Here is a 14,455-nt window from a genome sequence, read left to right on the forward strand (position 1 = left end):
GAGATCAGTAGCCGAGTGCCTCGTTCACGGCGGCGGCCGACGGCGGCAGGGTCGCCTTGGGGCCGACGTGGTTCTCGATCGCGTCGAGGGTCTTGAGGCCGTCGCCGGTGATCAGCAGCACGGTCTCGGCGTCCGGGTCCAGCTTGCCGGTCTCGACCAGCTTCTTCGCCGTGGCGACGGTGACCCCGCCGGCCGTCTCGGTGAAGATGCCCTCGGTGCGGGCCAGCAGCCGGATGCCTTCGACGACCTCTTCGTCGGTGACGTCCTCGATCGCGCCGCCGGTGCGGTTGACGATGTCGAGCACGTACGGGCCGTCGGCCGGGTTGCCGATCGCCAGCGAACGGGCGATCGTGTCCGGCTTCACCGGCTGGACCACGTCCTGGCCGGCGCGGAACGCGGCCGACACCGGCGAGCAGCCGGTCGCCTGCGCGCCGAACACCTTGTACGGGCTGGCCTCCACGAGACCGAGCTGGCCCAGCTCGCGGAAACCCTTGTCCACCTTGGTGAGCTGCGAACCGGAGGCGATCGGCACGACGATCTGCGGCGGGATGCGCCAGCCGAGCTGCTCGGCGACCTCGAAGGCGAGCGTCTTCGAGCCTTCCGAGTAGTACGGCCGGACGTTCACGTTCACGAACGCCCACTTCGGGTGCTCGCCGGCCAGCTCGGTGGCCAGGCGGTTGACGTCGTCGTAGTTGCCGTCGATGGCGATGAGGTCGCCGTCGTACACCGCGGTGGTGAGGATCTTGGCGCGCTCGAGGGTCTTCGGGATCAGCACGACCGACCGCCAGCCGGCGCGGGCCGCGGCGGCGGCCGTCGCGTTGGCCAGGTTGCCGGTCGACGGACAGGCGAGCACCTCGAACCCGAACTCGCGGGCCGCGGCCAGCGCGACGGCGACGACGCGGTCCTTGAAGGAGTGCGTCGGGTTGCCGGTGTCGTCCTTGACCCACACGCGCTTGAGGCCGAGCTCCTTGGCGAGGCGGTCGGCGCGGACCAGCCGGGTCGCGCCGGGCTCGGTGTTGGGGATCTCTTCGACGTTGGACGGGACCGGGAGGAGCTTCTTGTAGCGCCAGATGTTCTTCGGGCCGGCCTCGATGTCTTCGCGGCGGACGCGGCCGAAGTCGTAGGCGACCTCGAGCGGCGAGAAGTCCTCCGCGGAGACGAACTCGGGGGCGAGCGGCTGCCGGTGACCCTCTTCCTTCGACACCAGTTCGACGGCGGGACCGAGATCCGGGGTCTTCGTGGTGGAGGTCGTGCCGAGGGTTGCGGTCATCGCGAGGTTCCTTTCCTCATCTGCCCCGCCGGAGCGGGCCGGAATTGGCACCGTGGTCGTCAGCTACCCCGCGATCGCGGGATGACGGGCTGTACGCCGGTTGCCGGGGCTTCGTCGGGCCGTTCCCTCTGCCCCTCTGGATGAGCGGTATTCAGTTGTCGGTGCGCGCACGCCGGATGATCCGGGGCGGGCCGCCTCGGTTACACCGTACGACACGGCGCTCGAGCCTTGCCATGGTGTCCGCTCCACATCACCGGAGCGGGCGCACGACTGAGCAAGTGAGAGGATTCACCGGTGACCGCGCAAGCCACCGCCCCGGCCCCGCTGCACCTGGTGCTGGGCGAGGAAGAACTGCTGATCGAGCGGGCCGTCCGCGAGACGCTGGCCGCCGCCCGCGCGATGGACGCGACGGCCGAGCTGACCCGGGCGCGGGTGTCGGATCTCACAGCGCCCGAGCTGGCCGAACTGGTCAGCCCGTCGCTGTTCAGCGAGGGCCGCGTGATCGTCCTCGAAGCGGCGCAGGACATCTCGCAGGAACTGGCCGACGCCGTGGCGGCCTATCTGAAGGACCCCGCGGACGGGATCGTCCTCGTCGTGGTGCACACCGGCGGCGGCCGCAGCAAGGCGGGCAAGTCCCTCCCGGCGGCGCTGAAGAAGGCCGGCGCCGAGGTGACGGAGTGCCCGAAGCTGACCAAGCCCGCCGAGCGGGAGCAGTTCGTGCGGCACGAGGTGCGCCGGGTGGGCGGCAAGATCGACCCGGCCGGGGTCGCCGCGCTGATCGACGCCGTGGGCTCCGACCTGCGGGAACTCTCTTCGGCGGCGACGCAGCTGGTCGCGGACACGGGCGGCACCATCGACGCCGAAGCGGTCCACCGCTACCACCGCGGCCGCGCCGACGTGACGGGGTTCGCGGTCGCGGAGAAGGCGGTCAGCGGCGACCGCGCGGCGGCGCTGGAGTCGCTGCGCTGGGCGATGCAGCTGGGCGTCCCGCACGTTCTGGTGGCCGACGCCCTGGCCGACGCGGTCCGCACGATCGCCCGGGTCTCCGGAGCGGGCCGCGGCAACCCGAATCAGCTGGCCGGCGAGCTGGGCATGCCGCCGTGGAAGGTCCGCAAGGCCCAGGGCCAGTCGCGCGGCTGGAACCAGGACGGCCTGGCCACGGCGATGCGCGTGGTGGCGAGGTTGAACGCCGAGGTCAAGGGCGTGGCGGCCGACCCCAACTACGCCTTGGAGCGAGCGGTCCTCCAGGTGGCAGCCGCCAAGGGCGACCGCTGACCGACGGCTCGCGAAGCCTCGGCTGATGTCAGGCTGAGCGCCTGCTGCAGCTCACCGCGGGTCTCCGGGCCCAGCAAGCCGCGAGGCCTTCGCGTCGGGCCGGAGAACTTCCCTCAGCTCGCCGCTGCCGCCGGGCGCGGCGAGCGCGAGGCCATCGCTGGCGGCCCGCTGAGCCTCGGCGGGCCGCTCCCAGCCGGTCTGCGCCACCCCGCAAACATGAAGAAAGCCCCGGCCGAAGCCGGGGCTTTCTCAGAAATCAATCAGCTCAGAGCGCGTTGACGCGCTTCGCGAGCGCCGACTTCTTGTTGGCGGCCTGGTTGGCGTGGATGACGCCCTTCGAGACGGCCTTGTCCAGCTTCTGGGCGGCGTCGCGCTGCAGCTCGACGGCCTTGGCCTTGTCGCCGGCCTCGGCGGCTTCGCGGACCTTGCGGATCGCGGTCTTCACCGAGGACCGGATCGCCTGGTTGCGCTGACGCGCCTTCTCGTTCGTCGTGATGCGCTTGATCTGCGACTTGATGTTGGCCATAGGGCAACTCCTGTTTCACTCGGTGAGATCGCCGCCGCGCTGAAGTGGCCCCGCGGAAGCGGGTTTCCTCCATGACGGAATGCCGCACGGGCAGCGAGCGACCACTTTAACAGCCGGGCCGCGGGCGTCCGGAGCCGGGAGTACCGTGGACCGCGGTAGTGCCTAGGGTTCCGCCGCCGGTCCGCGCGGCCCGTACGACGACAACCAGGACCGGTGGGTCTGGTCCGAGCGGCACCATCGGCGGGTCCGGACGGCCTGCCGTTCATCTGACGGGGCAAAAGCCTGGAGGACCCGGTTTTCGCGCGTGCGAAAACCCGTAAGGGGTCCCATGAACGCCACCGCCCTCTCCCTCGTCCTCGTCGCCGCCGTCGTGCACGCCGCGTGGAACCTCGCCGCCAAGCGGATCTCCTCCGGGGGCACCCAGTTCGTCTGGCTCTACTACACCGTCGGGGCCGTCGTGCTGCTGCCGATCACGGTCGTGCTGCTCGTCGCGGGCGGAGACCGTCCACAGTGGAGCTGGCTGCTCGCCGCGGCCGGCACGTCGGTGCTGCACGTCGCCTACGGCATCGTGCTGCAGCGCGGGTACCGCGTCGGCGACCTCTCCGTCGTCTACCCCGTCGCGCGCGGCACCGGGCCGCTGCTGTCGGTGCTGGCCGCCGTCCTGGTGCTGGGGGAACGCCCCGGCCCGCTCGGCCTGCTCGGCGCGTTCCTGGTCATCGCCGGCGTGCTGGTGATCAGCACCGGCCGCCAGAGCGGCGACCCGCACGCGGTCAGGGCCGGCATCCTCTACGGCCTCCTGACCGGCGCCGTCATCGCCGGCTACACGCTCTGGGACGCGCACTCGGTGACCGGCCTCGGCGTGCCGCCGGTCGTCTACTTCGGCCTCGGCTCGGTCATCCAGAGCGTGCTGCTCGCGCCGACCGCCCTGACCGGCCGCGCCGAGGTGCGCCGGATCTGGCGGGAGCAGCGCCGCGAGGTGCTGCTCGTCGGGCTGCTGTCGCCGGTCGCCTACATCCTGGTGCTGTTCGCCCTGACGATGGCGCCGGTGAGCCTGGTCGCGCCGGCCCGCGAGCTGAGCATCGTGCTCGGCGGCCTCGCCGCGTGGCTGGTGCTGGGCGAACACGACGTCGTCCGCCGGCTCACCGGGTCGGTGATCGTGCTGTCCGGCATCGCCGCGATTGCGGCGGCCTGAGCGCGTCCGGTAGGGATGGTCGGATGGAAGTCCTGAAGAGCAGGCTGCTGATCCGCCCGCGCGACGCCGCCGCGAGCACCGCCTTCTACCGCGACACCCTGGGCCTGGCCGTGGAGCGCGAGTTCCCCGGCGGCACCGTGTTCTTCCTCGGGCACGGCTCCCTGGAGGTCTCCGGCCGGGGGACGCGGGCTCGTCGCCCGACCTGGTGCTCTGGCTGCAGGTCCGGGACCTGGCCGGCACCGTCGCCGGTCTCAAGGAGAAGGGGCTGGAGCCGGTGCGGGACGCCCAGCGCGAGCCCTGGGGCCTCGACGAGGCCTGGATCGCCGACCCGGACGGCACGCGCATCGTGCTGGTCGAGGTGCCCGAAGGCCACCCGATCCGGACGGACACCCGCTAGGCGGGCTTGACGGCCCGCAGCTGCGCGGCGAGCGCGGCGAAGCCGGGCGGTTCCCAGGTCCACGTCTGCAGGTCGGCGAAGCCCGCGGAGGCGGCTTCGTCGGCCAGGACGTGCCTGCTCACGGGCAGCCACTTCTCGTGCGCGGACAGCAGCAGCCGCCCGCCGGGGCGCAGCACCCGGAGCAGTTCGGCGAACCCGGCCGCGCGGTCGTCCCACAGCATGACGTTGTTCACGGTCAGGACGACGTCGACGGATCCGTCGCGCTCGCCGGTGTGCGCGGCCGACCCCTCGCGCAGTTCGGCCCGGTCGCCGCAGCGCTCGTGGCACAGGGCGAGCATCTCGGGGGAGGGATCGACGCCGATGGTGCGCCCGGCCAGGGCGGCGGCGGCCTGGAGGCCGATGCCGGGGCCCGGCCCGACGACCAGGACGGTCTCGTCCGGCTCGATCTTCGCGAGGTCGACGATGCGGTGTTCGGTGGCGGCGTTGCCCCGGGCCATCACCCAGCCGCCGAGCCGGCCGAGCGCACCGGAAGGGTGGCCGAAGGCACGGTCGAGGACGCGGTCGAAGCCGCCTGGGCCCGGCTGGGGAGGGGGTGCCGGCTGGTGCGAAGTGCTCATACTTCGAGGGCACCACGGATCCCGTGGGCTCGCATCGGGGATGACCCCCACCCGCACCCGGAGCGCCATGGGAGCATAGAGGTGGCCATCCCCGACTTTCCGAGGACTCATTCGAGTGACGACGTTCGCCGACACCACCTTCACGCCTCCGGAGCTCATCCGGAACTTCTGCATCATCGCGCACATCGACCACGGCAAGTCCACCCTGGCCGACCGCATGTTGCAGCTCACCGGCGTCGTGGAAGAGCGGGCCATGCGCGCTCAGTACCTCGACCGGATGGACATCGAACGCGAGCGCGGCATCACGATCAAGGCGCAGAACGTCCGGCTGCCCTGGCAGGTCGACGGGCAGGACCACGTCCTGCACATGATCGACACCCCCGGCCACGTCGACTTCACCTACGAGGTCTCGCGGGCGCTGGAGGCGTGCGAAGGCGCGATCCTGCTGGTCGACGCCGCGCAGGGGATCGAGGCCCAGACGCTGGCCAACCTCTACCTCGCCCTGGAGAACAACCTCCAGATCATCCCGGTGCTCAACAAGATCGACCTGCCCTCGGCCGACCCGGACAAGTACGCGGGTGAGCTGGCCCACATCATCGGCTGCGAGCCCGACGACGTGCTGCGCGTCTCGGCCAAGACCGGCATGGGCGTCGGCGCGCTGCTCGACGAGGTCGTGAAGACGGTCCCGGCGCCGCAGGGCGACGCGGACGCGCCGGCCCGCGCGATGATCTTCGACTCGGTGTACGACACCTATCGCGGCGTCGTCACCTACATCCGGGTCGTCGACGGCAAGATCACGCCGCGCGAGCGGATCAAGATGATGTCCACCGGCGCCACGCACGAGCTGCTCGAGGTCGGGATCATCTCGCCGGAACCCAAGGCCAGCAAGGGGCTCGGCGTCGGCGAGGTCGGCTACCTGATCACCGGCGTGAAGGACGTCCGGCAGTCGAAGGTCGGCGACACCGTGACGTCCGAGCGGAACGGCGCGAAGGAGGCCCTGGCGGGCTACCGCGAGCCGAAGCCGATGGTCTACTCCGGCCTGTATCCGGTGGACGGTTCCGACTACCCCGAGCTGCGCGAGGCGCTGGACAAGCTCCAGCTCAACGACGCCGCGCTCGACTACGAGCCGGAGACGTCGGTGGCGCTGGGCTTCGGCTTCCGCTGCGGCTTCCTCGGCCTGCTGCACCTGGAGATCACGCGCGACCGGCTCGAGCGCGAGTTCGGCCTCGACCTGATCTCCACCGCGCCGAACGTCGTCTACGACGTGGTGCTGGACGACGGCAAGGAGATCCACGTCACCAACCCGTCGGACTGGCCGACCGGGAGCAAGATCGACAAGGTGCTGGAGCCGGTCAGCAAGGTCAGCATCCTGGCGCCGTCGGAGTTCATCGGCACGATCATGGAGCTGTGCCAGAACAAGCGCGGCCAGCTGCTCGGCATGGACTACCTCTCCGAGGACCGGGTCGAGCTGCGGTACAACATGCCCCTCGGTGAAATCATCTTCGACTTCTTCGACACGCTGAAGTCGCGTACGCGCGGCTACGCGTCGCTGGACTACGAAGAGGCCGGCACGCAGGCGGCGGACCTGGTCAAGGTGGACATCCTGCTGCAGGGCGAGGGCGTCGACGCGTTCTCCGCGATCGTGCACAAGGACGACGCCTACAACTACGGCAACCGCATGGTGAACCGGCTCCGCGAGCTGATCCCGCGGCAGAACTTCGAGGTGCCCATCCAGGCAGCCATCGGGGCCCGGATCATCGCCCGCGAAACGATCCGCGCGATCCGCAAGGACGTCCTCGCCAAGTGCTACGGCGGTGACATCTCGCGCAAGCGCAAGCTGCTGGAGAAGCAGAAGGAAGGCAAGAAGCGGATGAAGACCGTCGGCCGGGTCGAGGTCCCGCAGGAAGCCTTCGTCGCCGCACTGTCCACTGAGGACTCCGGCAAGAACAAGAAGTAACGCTTCGGAGGGAACGGCGGCCGCGGGACTCCCGCGGCCGCCGTTTTCGTCCGTGCGGCGCGACGGGTCCGGTCAGCGGCGACGGAAACGGGGAGCGGCGGCGCGAGTCTGGCCGTGCAGCTGGCGGTGCCGGATCTCCCGCCGGAGCCGCTCGATCACCGCGTTGAACAGGGCCGGGTCGAGGATCGCGGTCTGCTCGAACTGCCGTCTTCGCGGCGGCGCCGGTTCGAGCTTGCCGCGCGGCGCGTAGCACTGCACCGAGCTCTCGACGCCCTCGCCGGTGACCAGGTCGAGCCAGAGGGCGTCGCGCAGGTAGCCGTCGCCGAAGCGGGCCGAGCGGCGCGCGGTGACGTCGGAGATCATCGCCCACGGCACCAGCCGGGTGCTGAGCGTGCCCGCGGGCAGGCGGATGCCCTCGTCGCCGAGCGTGAGGTCGCGCAGGCCGTCGAGGCCGCGCTTGAGCACGCGGGCGCGGGACGCGCGGTAGGCCACGACGGCGATGACCACGGTCGCCGCGTAGGCGGCACCGATCAGCCACGGTGAGAGGCCGCGCACCAGCCCGGAGCCGAGCGCGGCGCCGAACCCGGCGTCGGCGAGGACGAGCAGGCCGAGCAGGACCTTCACCGGGGTGGTGACCTGAGGTGGGGACTCGGACAACGGGACGACTCCTGGGGCCGGGTGGGTCAGGGGTTGCCGATTATCCGGTCCGCCGTCACGAAGACCGCGACCCGCCGCTCTTCGGCCATGACGCGGTCGTACTCGTCCCAGTCGTCGTGGGTGCCGGTGGCGGCGGTGAAGACGTCGCGCAGGAGCTTCGGCAGGCCCGCGGGGTCGAAGGCGGGGTCGGGGTCGTCCGGTCCGATGAGGTGGGTGGCGCCGGTGACGGAGAGCCAGTTCCAGCCGCGGCGGAAGGTCACGGTGGCGTGCCCGGCCCGCCGCAGCAGCGCGAGCTTGTGCGCCCGCCCGACGGCGACGTAGGCGACGCCCGGGGCGCCGGTCACCGGGTCTTCGAAGACGCCGGCGTTGACGACGGAGGCGTGGACGGTGCCGTCCGCGCGCGTGGTGGCGACGGTGGCGAGGCCGTGCTCCTGCAGCGACAGCGTGCGAACCTGCTCCAGATCAGCGCTCATGCCCCAACCTAACCCGGCCGGGGAGCCCGGTGTTCCGGTTTCACCGGGTGAAGTGCGGTGCTAACCGTCCGCACAGCGCCGCGGGGTCGTCGCGCGGCGCACCGGGCCAGACGACGTCCATCCACCCGAGCTCGGCCGGAGTGCCCCGGTGCCGGACGAAGACGTGCTGGTGGAAGTGCGCCCGCGCCGACCCGCGCCCGGCGATGGCGGAGTGCACGGACTCGGGATCGAGTTCGGCCCGCAGAGCCCGGGCGGCCACCCAGACCGCTCGGGCGACGGCCAGGGCCTCCTGTTCGGTGAGCGCATCGAGGCTCGCGACGTGCCGCCGGGGTTCGACGAAGAGGTAACCCGGGAAGGTGCCGGGCCGGTGGGTCACGACAACCTGGTCACCGGCCCAGACGACCGGGCTCACGAGCGGCCCGGCACCGCGGTGCTTGGCACAGATCGGGCACGGCATGGCTCGAGACTGACGCTTGGCCGTCACGGTTCGAACGTCTGGATTTCGGTCCGGTGCTGACCCGCTCCCTCATCCGGGTTGATCAGCAGCACGAAGTCGGGCAGGGCCGTCGGAGCGGGCTGTCCGTCGCGGGTTTTCCGGCCGGGCTCGGCATCCCATTCGATCAAGGCGATCGTCACGCTCCAGCGGCCGGGCGGCAGCGGGACGTGCAGGCCGGCGTCGGGCTCCGCGCCGACGTGCTCGATGCCGCTGATCTTCGCGTCGCCGGGCGTGGCGAACAGGTACGGCTCCGAGGACACGAGGAGATACCGGCGTTCTCGTCCGGTCAGCTCGGCCGGAGCCGAGGCCGAACCGATCCGGGCGAGGGCCTGGAACGCTCCGTCGCCGCCGATGTTCAGCGGGACGAAGGCGCCCGCGGTGATGTGCCGCCGGATGTCCTCGTCCTCCAGCAGGGCCGATTCCCAGGTGTCGTAGTCGACGATGTCCGCGAACGACGCCGGTGACCAGAGCCCGGACATCCCGGCGTCGGTGGCGGTCACACCGGTGACTTCCATGGGCTTGCTCCTCACCGGCGCCGGACGGGTCCGGGCCCACCCTAAGGCAGACCCGGACCCCGCTCACTCAGCAAGGGCCGTTGTCGGTCCACACTCCCCACTCGCCCGTGGTTCCCGGTTCCTCTCCCTGCGTCCACCACTTCGCCGTCCACTTGTGGGCGTTGTGGGACACCACGTTTCCGCCCGTGTACACCTGCGAAGCGCTCCACGCCGGGTCCGTGCACGTGCCCGGGTTCGTTGTCCCTCCGGTGTCCCACGCGACCTGCGACGAGCGGTAGAAGTTGATCGACTGCGCCACCCAGCGCGGCGCCTGCGCGCCCAACCGCGTGCGGAACGCCGTCCAGTCGTGCGTGGCCCACGGGGACCAGCCCAGCTCGGCGTGCGCTGCCAGCCGCGGGAAGGCCAGGTAGTCGATGTCCGACGGCGTCACCACCGTTTCCGTCCACAGCGGTGATTCCACCCCGCGGACCGCGGACTCGCCCACTCCCGACAGGTAGGCGCCCGGGTTCCAGCCGTATGCGTCCTGGACCTCGATGTAGCCCGCCCACGACAGGCCGATCGGGGTCGAGCTGTTGTACTTCATGTCCAGGTACGCCTTGTTCGCCGGCGACAGGATCACCTTGCTGCCGCGGGAAACCGCCGTCGACACGCCCGCGTCCGACGTCGACGTTCCCCAGAACTGCGGGGACGCCGAAGCCGGCAGGGAAGCCTTGGCGATGTCGTGCCAGCCCACCACCGACTTGCCCGTCGCCGCCACCAGGGGGAGCACCTTGTTCATGAACGTCAGGTAGTCCGCCTGCGACGTCGCCGACGCTTCGTCGCCGCCGATGTGCAGGTACGGGCCCGGGGTCAGGGCCGCCAGTTCGCGCAGCACGTCGGCGACGAACGTGTACGTGATGTCCTTCGAGATGCACAGCGAGCTGTAGCCGACCGCCGTGTCCGTGCGCAGCGCCGGCGCCACGCCGTTGCAGTTCAGCTCCGCGTACGACGCCAGCGCCGCGTTCACGTGCCCCGGCATGTCGATCTCCGGGATGATCGTGATGTGGCGCGAAGCCGCGTAGTTCACGATGTCGGTGTACTGCGCCTTCGTGTAGTAGCCGCCCGCGCCGCCGCCGACCTGGGTGCTGCCGCCGTACGTCGCCAGGCGGGGCCAGCTGTCGATCTGGATGCGCCAGCCCTGGTCGTCCGCGAGGTGCAGGTGCAGGTTGTTGATCTTGTACTGGGCGAGCTGGTCGAGGTACCGCTTCACCGTCGACACCGGGTGGAAGTGCCGCGCGACGTCGAGCATCGCGCCTCGGTAGGCGAAGCGCGGGTAGTCGAGGACCGTCGCGCCCGGCACGGTCCACGGCCCGGCCTGCGCCGACGGGCTTTCGACGCGCCCGGGCAGCAGCTGCCGCAACGTCTGGACGCCGGCGAAGAGCCCGTCGGCGGTGGACGCCCGCACGGTCACCGACGACGCCGTCGACACGAGCTGGTAGCCCTGCGCGCCGACGGCGGCGGGCGCGCCGCTCAGCAGCAGCGCGATGCTGTCGGACGGCACCGAAGCCGGGGCGTCGGACACCGGCAGCGCGAAGCCGGTCGACGGCCGCAGCACCCCGGCGAGGTAGTCGCCGACCTGCTTGGCCGGCGCCGAGCCCGCCTCGGTGACGATCTTCGTCGTCGAGACCAGCGGGAAGGCGACTCCGGCCGCCGGCGTCACCGACACCGGGACCGGCACGATCGACTGCAGCGCCGGCGTGGCCGCCGCGGCCGGGGTGAGCTGGGCGGCGGTGGTACTGGCGCCCATCAGGGCCAGCACGGCGAGCGCGCGGCCGAGACGCCGCGCTCGGGATGTCTTCACCGGGACCTCCTGGCGGGAAGGGCGCGACATCGCCGTCGCACCTGCCCGGATCGTCGCATTTTCTCCCGCTATGGTCTAGACCAACTCGGGTGGTCCTCGGCGCGGAGCCGGGACTACGCTCGCAGGCATGTTCGACGAGCTGACGTTCCCGGTCGTCGCCGCGCCGATGGCGGGCGGGCCGACCACCCCCGAGCTGGTCGCCGCGGTGACCGAGGCCGGCGGCTTCGGCTTCCTCTCCGCCGGCATGCTCACGCCCGCGGCGCTGACGGCCCAGATCGACCGGACCGCCGAGCTGACCGGACGCCCGTTCGGCGTCAACCTCTTCGTCCCGCAGCCGGACACCGGCGCCGACGTCTCCGCGCACCGCGAGCGGCTCGAGGCCTTCGCCCGCGAGTACGACGTCGAGCTCGGCGAACCGAAGTGGGACGACGACGCGTACCCGGCGAAGCTGGACGTCGTGCTCGAGAAGCGGGTCCCCGTCGTCTCGTTCACCTTCGGGCCGCCTTCGCCGTCGGAGGTGCTGCGCCTCAAGGAGGCGGGCAGCAAGGTCGTCGTCACGGTGACCACTCCGGAGGCCGCCCAGCGGGCCGCGGACCTCGGCGCCGACGCGCTGGTCCTGCAGGGCTTCGAGGCGGGCGGCCACCGAAGCCTCTTCACCGACAACCCGCGCCTGCCCGGGGGCGGCGCCGAATACGGCGTCCTCGCCCTGCTGCGGCTCGTCGCCGCCCGCGTCGACCTGCCGCTGATCGCCGCCGGCGGCCTGGTGCACGGCGCGGACGTCGCGGCCGTGCTCGCCGCGGGCGCCGTCGCCGCCCAGCTGGGCACGGTCTTCCTGCGCGCCGACGAGGCCGGAACGTCCGAAGCCCACCGCAAGGCCCTGGCGCTCGCCGAGCGCGAGACGGCCTTCACGCGCGCCTTCAGCGGACGCCCGGCGCGCGGGCTGGTCAACCGGTTCATGGACGAGCTGTCCGAAGGCGCGCCGGCCGCGTACCCGCAGCTGAACCACCTCGCGGGCCCCGTGCGCAAGGCGTCGGCCAAGGCCGGGGACCCGGAAGCGATCTCGCTGTGGGCCGGCCAGACCTATCCGCTCGCCTACGACGCGTCGGCCGCCGTCATCCTCGAGCGGCTGAAGGTCGAGGCGCGCGCCGCCGCCGCCCGCCTCGACCGGATCCGCTAGACGGGTACTGCGTAGGTCCGGGTGGTGACCGGAGACGGCAACTGGCTCACGACGACGACCAGGCGCCTCGCCGACGCCCTTCAGCCGGCGCCGTAGCGGAGGCCGTCGACGAGGACGGCGACCATGCGCCTGCCGTGCCCCGGCTCGCGGCCGGGTGCGGGCCGGCACAACAACGCGATCGCGTGCAGGAGGTCCTCGGCGCCGAGGTCGCCGCGTTCCGCTGGCCGCCGAAGCGGGCCTGCCGATGACCCACCTCGCGATGGCCTTCGTCATCGCCCACCCCGGCGTCACCAGCGCGCTGCTCGGTCCCCGGACCATGCCCCAGCTCGACAACCTGCTGGCCGGCGTCGAGGTCCGGCTCACCGACGGCGTCCTCGACCGCATCGACGAAATCGTGCCGCCCGGCACCAACATCGGCACGCTCGACCAGAACTACCAGCCGCCGGCCGTGCACGACCCGGGCCTGCGCCGCCGCCCGCTCGCCGAGCGCGCGGCGGCCTGGACGAGTGTTGCGTAACCGGCTCGACGTCTACTACGGCCGGCTCTTCGGATGGGCCGTGAAGGGGCGCGGCCCCACCCGGGCTTGCGCATTGCTCGTCTAGCTGCCCGACCCGGTGCGGTTCAGCAGCGAGTGCCGCTTGCTGTAGGCGAAGTACACGATCATGCCGATGGCGAACCAGATCGCGAACCGGATCCAGGTCGCCGGCTGCAGGAACGTGATCAGCCAGAGCGAGAACACGATGCCGATCGCGGGCACCACCGGCATGCCCGGCGTCCTGAACGTCCGGGGCAGGTCGGGCTGCTTGTAGCGCAGCACGATCACCGCGACGCAGACGACGACGAACGCGAGCAGGATGCCGATGTTCGTCAGCTCGGCCGCCTCGCCGATCGGCAGCACCCCGGCGATGATCGCCGACGCCCCGCCGAGGATCCACGTCATCCGGCTCGGCACCTGCCGCTTCGGGTTGGTCTTGCCGAGCCACGGCGGCAGCAGCCCGTCGCGGCTCATCGAGTAGCCGACGCGGGTGGCGCCCATCAGGAACGTGAACAGGACGGTGAGGATGCCGACGATCGCGCCGATCGCGATCACCGTGGCCAGGCCGGAGAGCCCGACCGACTTGAACGCCGTCGAGAAGCCGCTCTTCGGGTCGATCTCGGTGTACTTCTGCATGCCGGTCAGCACCAGGCAGGCCAGCACGTACAGCACCATCGAGATGGCCAGCGAGTACAGAATCGCCTTCGGCATGTGCCGTTGCGCGTCCTTCGACTCCTCCGCGGCGGTACTCATGGCGTCGTAGCCGAAGACGGCGAAGAAGACCGTCGCGGCGCCGGTCACCGCGCCGCCGAAGCCCGCGGGCGCGAACGGCGTGTAGTTGCCGGTCTTGACGTAGAAGAAGCCGACCAGGATGACCACCAGCACGATCAGGACCTTGATCCCGACCATCGCCGTCTCGAACCGGGCGGCGCTGCGGATGCCGCGGTTGAGCAGGTACGCGATCAGCAGGCACAGCAGCGCGGCGAACAGGTCGACCTTGTGGCCCGGCCCGGTGCCGGGCGCGCCGAGCATCCAGGCGGGCAGGTCGAGGCCGAGCTGGCCGAGCAGGAAGCTGAAGTAGCCGGAGATGCCGATCGCCACCACGGCCACGATCGCGGTGTACTCCAGCAGCAGGTCCCAGCCGATGAACCAGCCGACAACCTCGCCGAGCACCGCGTAGCCGTAGGTGTAGGCCGAACCGGCCTTGGGGATCAGGCCGGCGAACTCGGCGTAGGAGAACGCGGCCGCGGCGCTCGCGACGCCGGCGATGAGGAACGAGATCAGCACGGCCGGGCCGACGCCGGGGATGCCGGCCGCGTCGTCGCCGTGCGCGACGCTGCCGGCCAGGGCGAAGATGCCGGCGCCGATGATGCCGCCGATGCCGATGGCGGTCAGCTGCCACAGGCCCAGGGTGCGTTTCAGGCCACCGCTTTCCGCGGGGTCCTGGATCTGGTCGATCGGCTTGCGCCGGAAGATGCCGGAGCTGCTGCCCAGGCCTCCTGGAGCGGACATCATCGTCTCCCGAACG

The 14,455-nt window shown here is 71.4% G+C and carries 14 protein-coding genes, 1 pseudogene and 1 riboswitch; of the genes and pseudogenes, 6 read left to right on the forward strand and 9 right to left on the reverse strand.

What is annotated here, in order from left to right; genetic code table 11:
- Window positions 1-4: 4 nt before the first annotated feature.
- The gene (gene thrC, locus ACH54P_RS43020; protein WP_489909050.1) at window positions 5-1,270 is read right to left on the reverse strand and encodes a threonine synthase; all 1,266 of its coding nucleotides are present in this window, start codon (window positions 1,268-1,270) and stop codon (window positions 5-7) included.
- Between the two features lie 13 nt (window positions 1,271-1,283).
- A riboswitch (SAM riboswitch) is annotated at window positions 1,284-1,417 on the reverse strand.
- A gap of 147 nt (window positions 1,418-1,564) precedes the next feature.
- Between thrC and holA the strand changes: the two genes are divergently transcribed.
- Window positions 1,565-2,545 carry a DNA polymerase III subunit delta gene (holA, locus tag ACH54P_RS43025; protein ID WP_489909051.1) on the forward strand — a complete coding sequence of 327 codons (981 nt, stop codon included), beginning with the start codon at window positions 1,565-1,567 and terminating at the stop codon, window positions 2,543-2,545.
- A 265-nt stretch (window positions 2,546-2,810) separates the two neighbouring features.
- On the opposite strand, the gene rpsT is transcribed toward holA, so the two are convergent.
- Window positions 2,811-3,071 carry a 30S ribosomal protein S20 gene (gene rpsT, locus ACH54P_RS43030; RefSeq protein WP_013228460.1) on the reverse strand — a complete coding sequence of 87 codons (261 nt, stop codon included), beginning with the start codon at window positions 3,069-3,071 and terminating at the stop codon, window positions 2,811-2,813.
- Between the two features lie 328 nt (window positions 3,072-3,399).
- Here rpsT and ACH54P_RS43035 point away from each other — a divergent pair, with 328 nt between their 5' ends.
- Entirely contained in the window at window positions 3,400-4,263 is an 864-nt protein-coding gene (locus ACH54P_RS43035; protein WP_489909052.1) for a DMT family transporter, read from the forward strand.
- 23 nt (window positions 4,264-4,286) lie between these two features.
- A pseudogene (locus ACH54P_RS43040) lies at window positions 4,287-4,660 on the forward strand (VOC family protein).
- On the opposite strand, the gene ACH54P_RS43045 reads toward ACH54P_RS43040, so the two are convergent.
- Entirely contained in the window at window positions 4,657-5,277 is a 621-nt protein-coding gene (locus ACH54P_RS43045) for a class I SAM-dependent methyltransferase (protein ID WP_489909053.1), read from the reverse strand. The pseudogene ACH54P_RS43040 and the gene ACH54P_RS43045 overlap by 4 nt on opposite strands.
- A gap of 115 nt (window positions 5,278-5,392) precedes the next feature.
- On the opposite strand from ACH54P_RS43045, the gene lepA reads away from it, so the two are divergent.
- Window positions 5,393-7,234 (forward strand): translation elongation factor 4, encoded by a 1,842-nt coding sequence (gene lepA, locus ACH54P_RS43050; RefSeq protein ID WP_489909054.1) that lies wholly within the window; start codon window positions 5,393-5,395, stop codon window positions 7,232-7,234.
- A 72-nt stretch (window positions 7,235-7,306) separates the two neighbouring features.
- Here lepA and ACH54P_RS43055 read toward each other — a convergent pair whose 3' ends face one another.
- The 5 genes from ACH54P_RS43055 to ACH54P_RS43075 form a co-directional block, all read right to left on the reverse strand.
- Window positions 7,307-7,891 carry a hypothetical protein gene (locus ACH54P_RS43055; protein WP_489909055.1) on the reverse strand — a complete coding sequence of 195 codons (585 nt, stop codon included), beginning with the start codon at window positions 7,889-7,891 and terminating at the stop codon, window positions 7,307-7,309.
- A 26-nt stretch (window positions 7,892-7,917) separates the two neighbouring features.
- A complete protein-coding gene (locus ACH54P_RS43060) occupies window positions 7,918-8,364 on the reverse strand; it encodes a pyridoxamine 5'-phosphate oxidase family protein (RefSeq protein WP_489909056.1) in 447 nt (148 codons plus the stop codon).
- A 40-nt stretch (window positions 8,365-8,404) separates the two neighbouring features.
- Window positions 8,405-8,821, reverse strand: a complete 417-nt coding sequence (locus ACH54P_RS43065; RefSeq protein ID WP_489909057.1) for an HIT family protein — start codon at window positions 8,819-8,821, stop codon at window positions 8,405-8,407.
- 23 nt (window positions 8,822-8,844) lie between these two features.
- Window positions 8,845-9,375, reverse strand: coding sequence for a hypothetical protein (locus ACH54P_RS43070; protein WP_489909058.1), 531 nt, complete (start codon window positions 9,373-9,375; stop codon window positions 8,845-8,847).
- Between the two features lie 67 nt (window positions 9,376-9,442).
- Window positions 9,443-11,215, reverse strand: a complete 1,773-nt coding sequence (locus ACH54P_RS43075; RefSeq protein WP_489909059.1) for a beta-N-acetylhexosaminidase — start codon at window positions 11,213-11,215, stop codon at window positions 9,443-9,445.
- 127 nt (window positions 11,216-11,342) lie between these two features.
- Between ACH54P_RS43075 and ACH54P_RS43080 the strand changes: the two genes are divergently transcribed.
- Both ACH54P_RS43080 and ACH54P_RS43085 read left to right on the forward strand, forming a co-directional pair.
- Window positions 11,343-12,392: an NAD(P)H-dependent flavin oxidoreductase gene (locus ACH54P_RS43080; protein WP_489909060.1), complete on the forward strand. Its 1,050-nt coding sequence runs from the start codon at window positions 11,343-11,345 to the stop codon at window positions 12,390-12,392.
- A 154-nt stretch (window positions 12,393-12,546) separates the two neighbouring features.
- Complete coding sequence (locus ACH54P_RS43085; RefSeq protein ID WP_489909061.1) at window positions 12,547-12,909, forward strand: aldo/keto reductase; 363 nt, start codon at window positions 12,547-12,549, stop codon at window positions 12,907-12,909.
- An 81-nt stretch (window positions 12,910-12,990) separates the two neighbouring features.
- Here ACH54P_RS43085 and ACH54P_RS43090 read toward each other — a convergent pair whose 3' ends face one another.
- Window positions 12,991-14,439, reverse strand: a complete 1,449-nt coding sequence (locus tag ACH54P_RS43090) for an amino acid permease (RefSeq protein ID WP_489909062.1) — start codon at window positions 14,437-14,439, stop codon at window positions 12,991-12,993.
- Window positions 14,440-14,455: the final 16 nt, after the last annotated feature.

The sequence above is a fragment of the Amycolatopsis sp. N2S4-7 genome, from assembly GCF_058119595.1.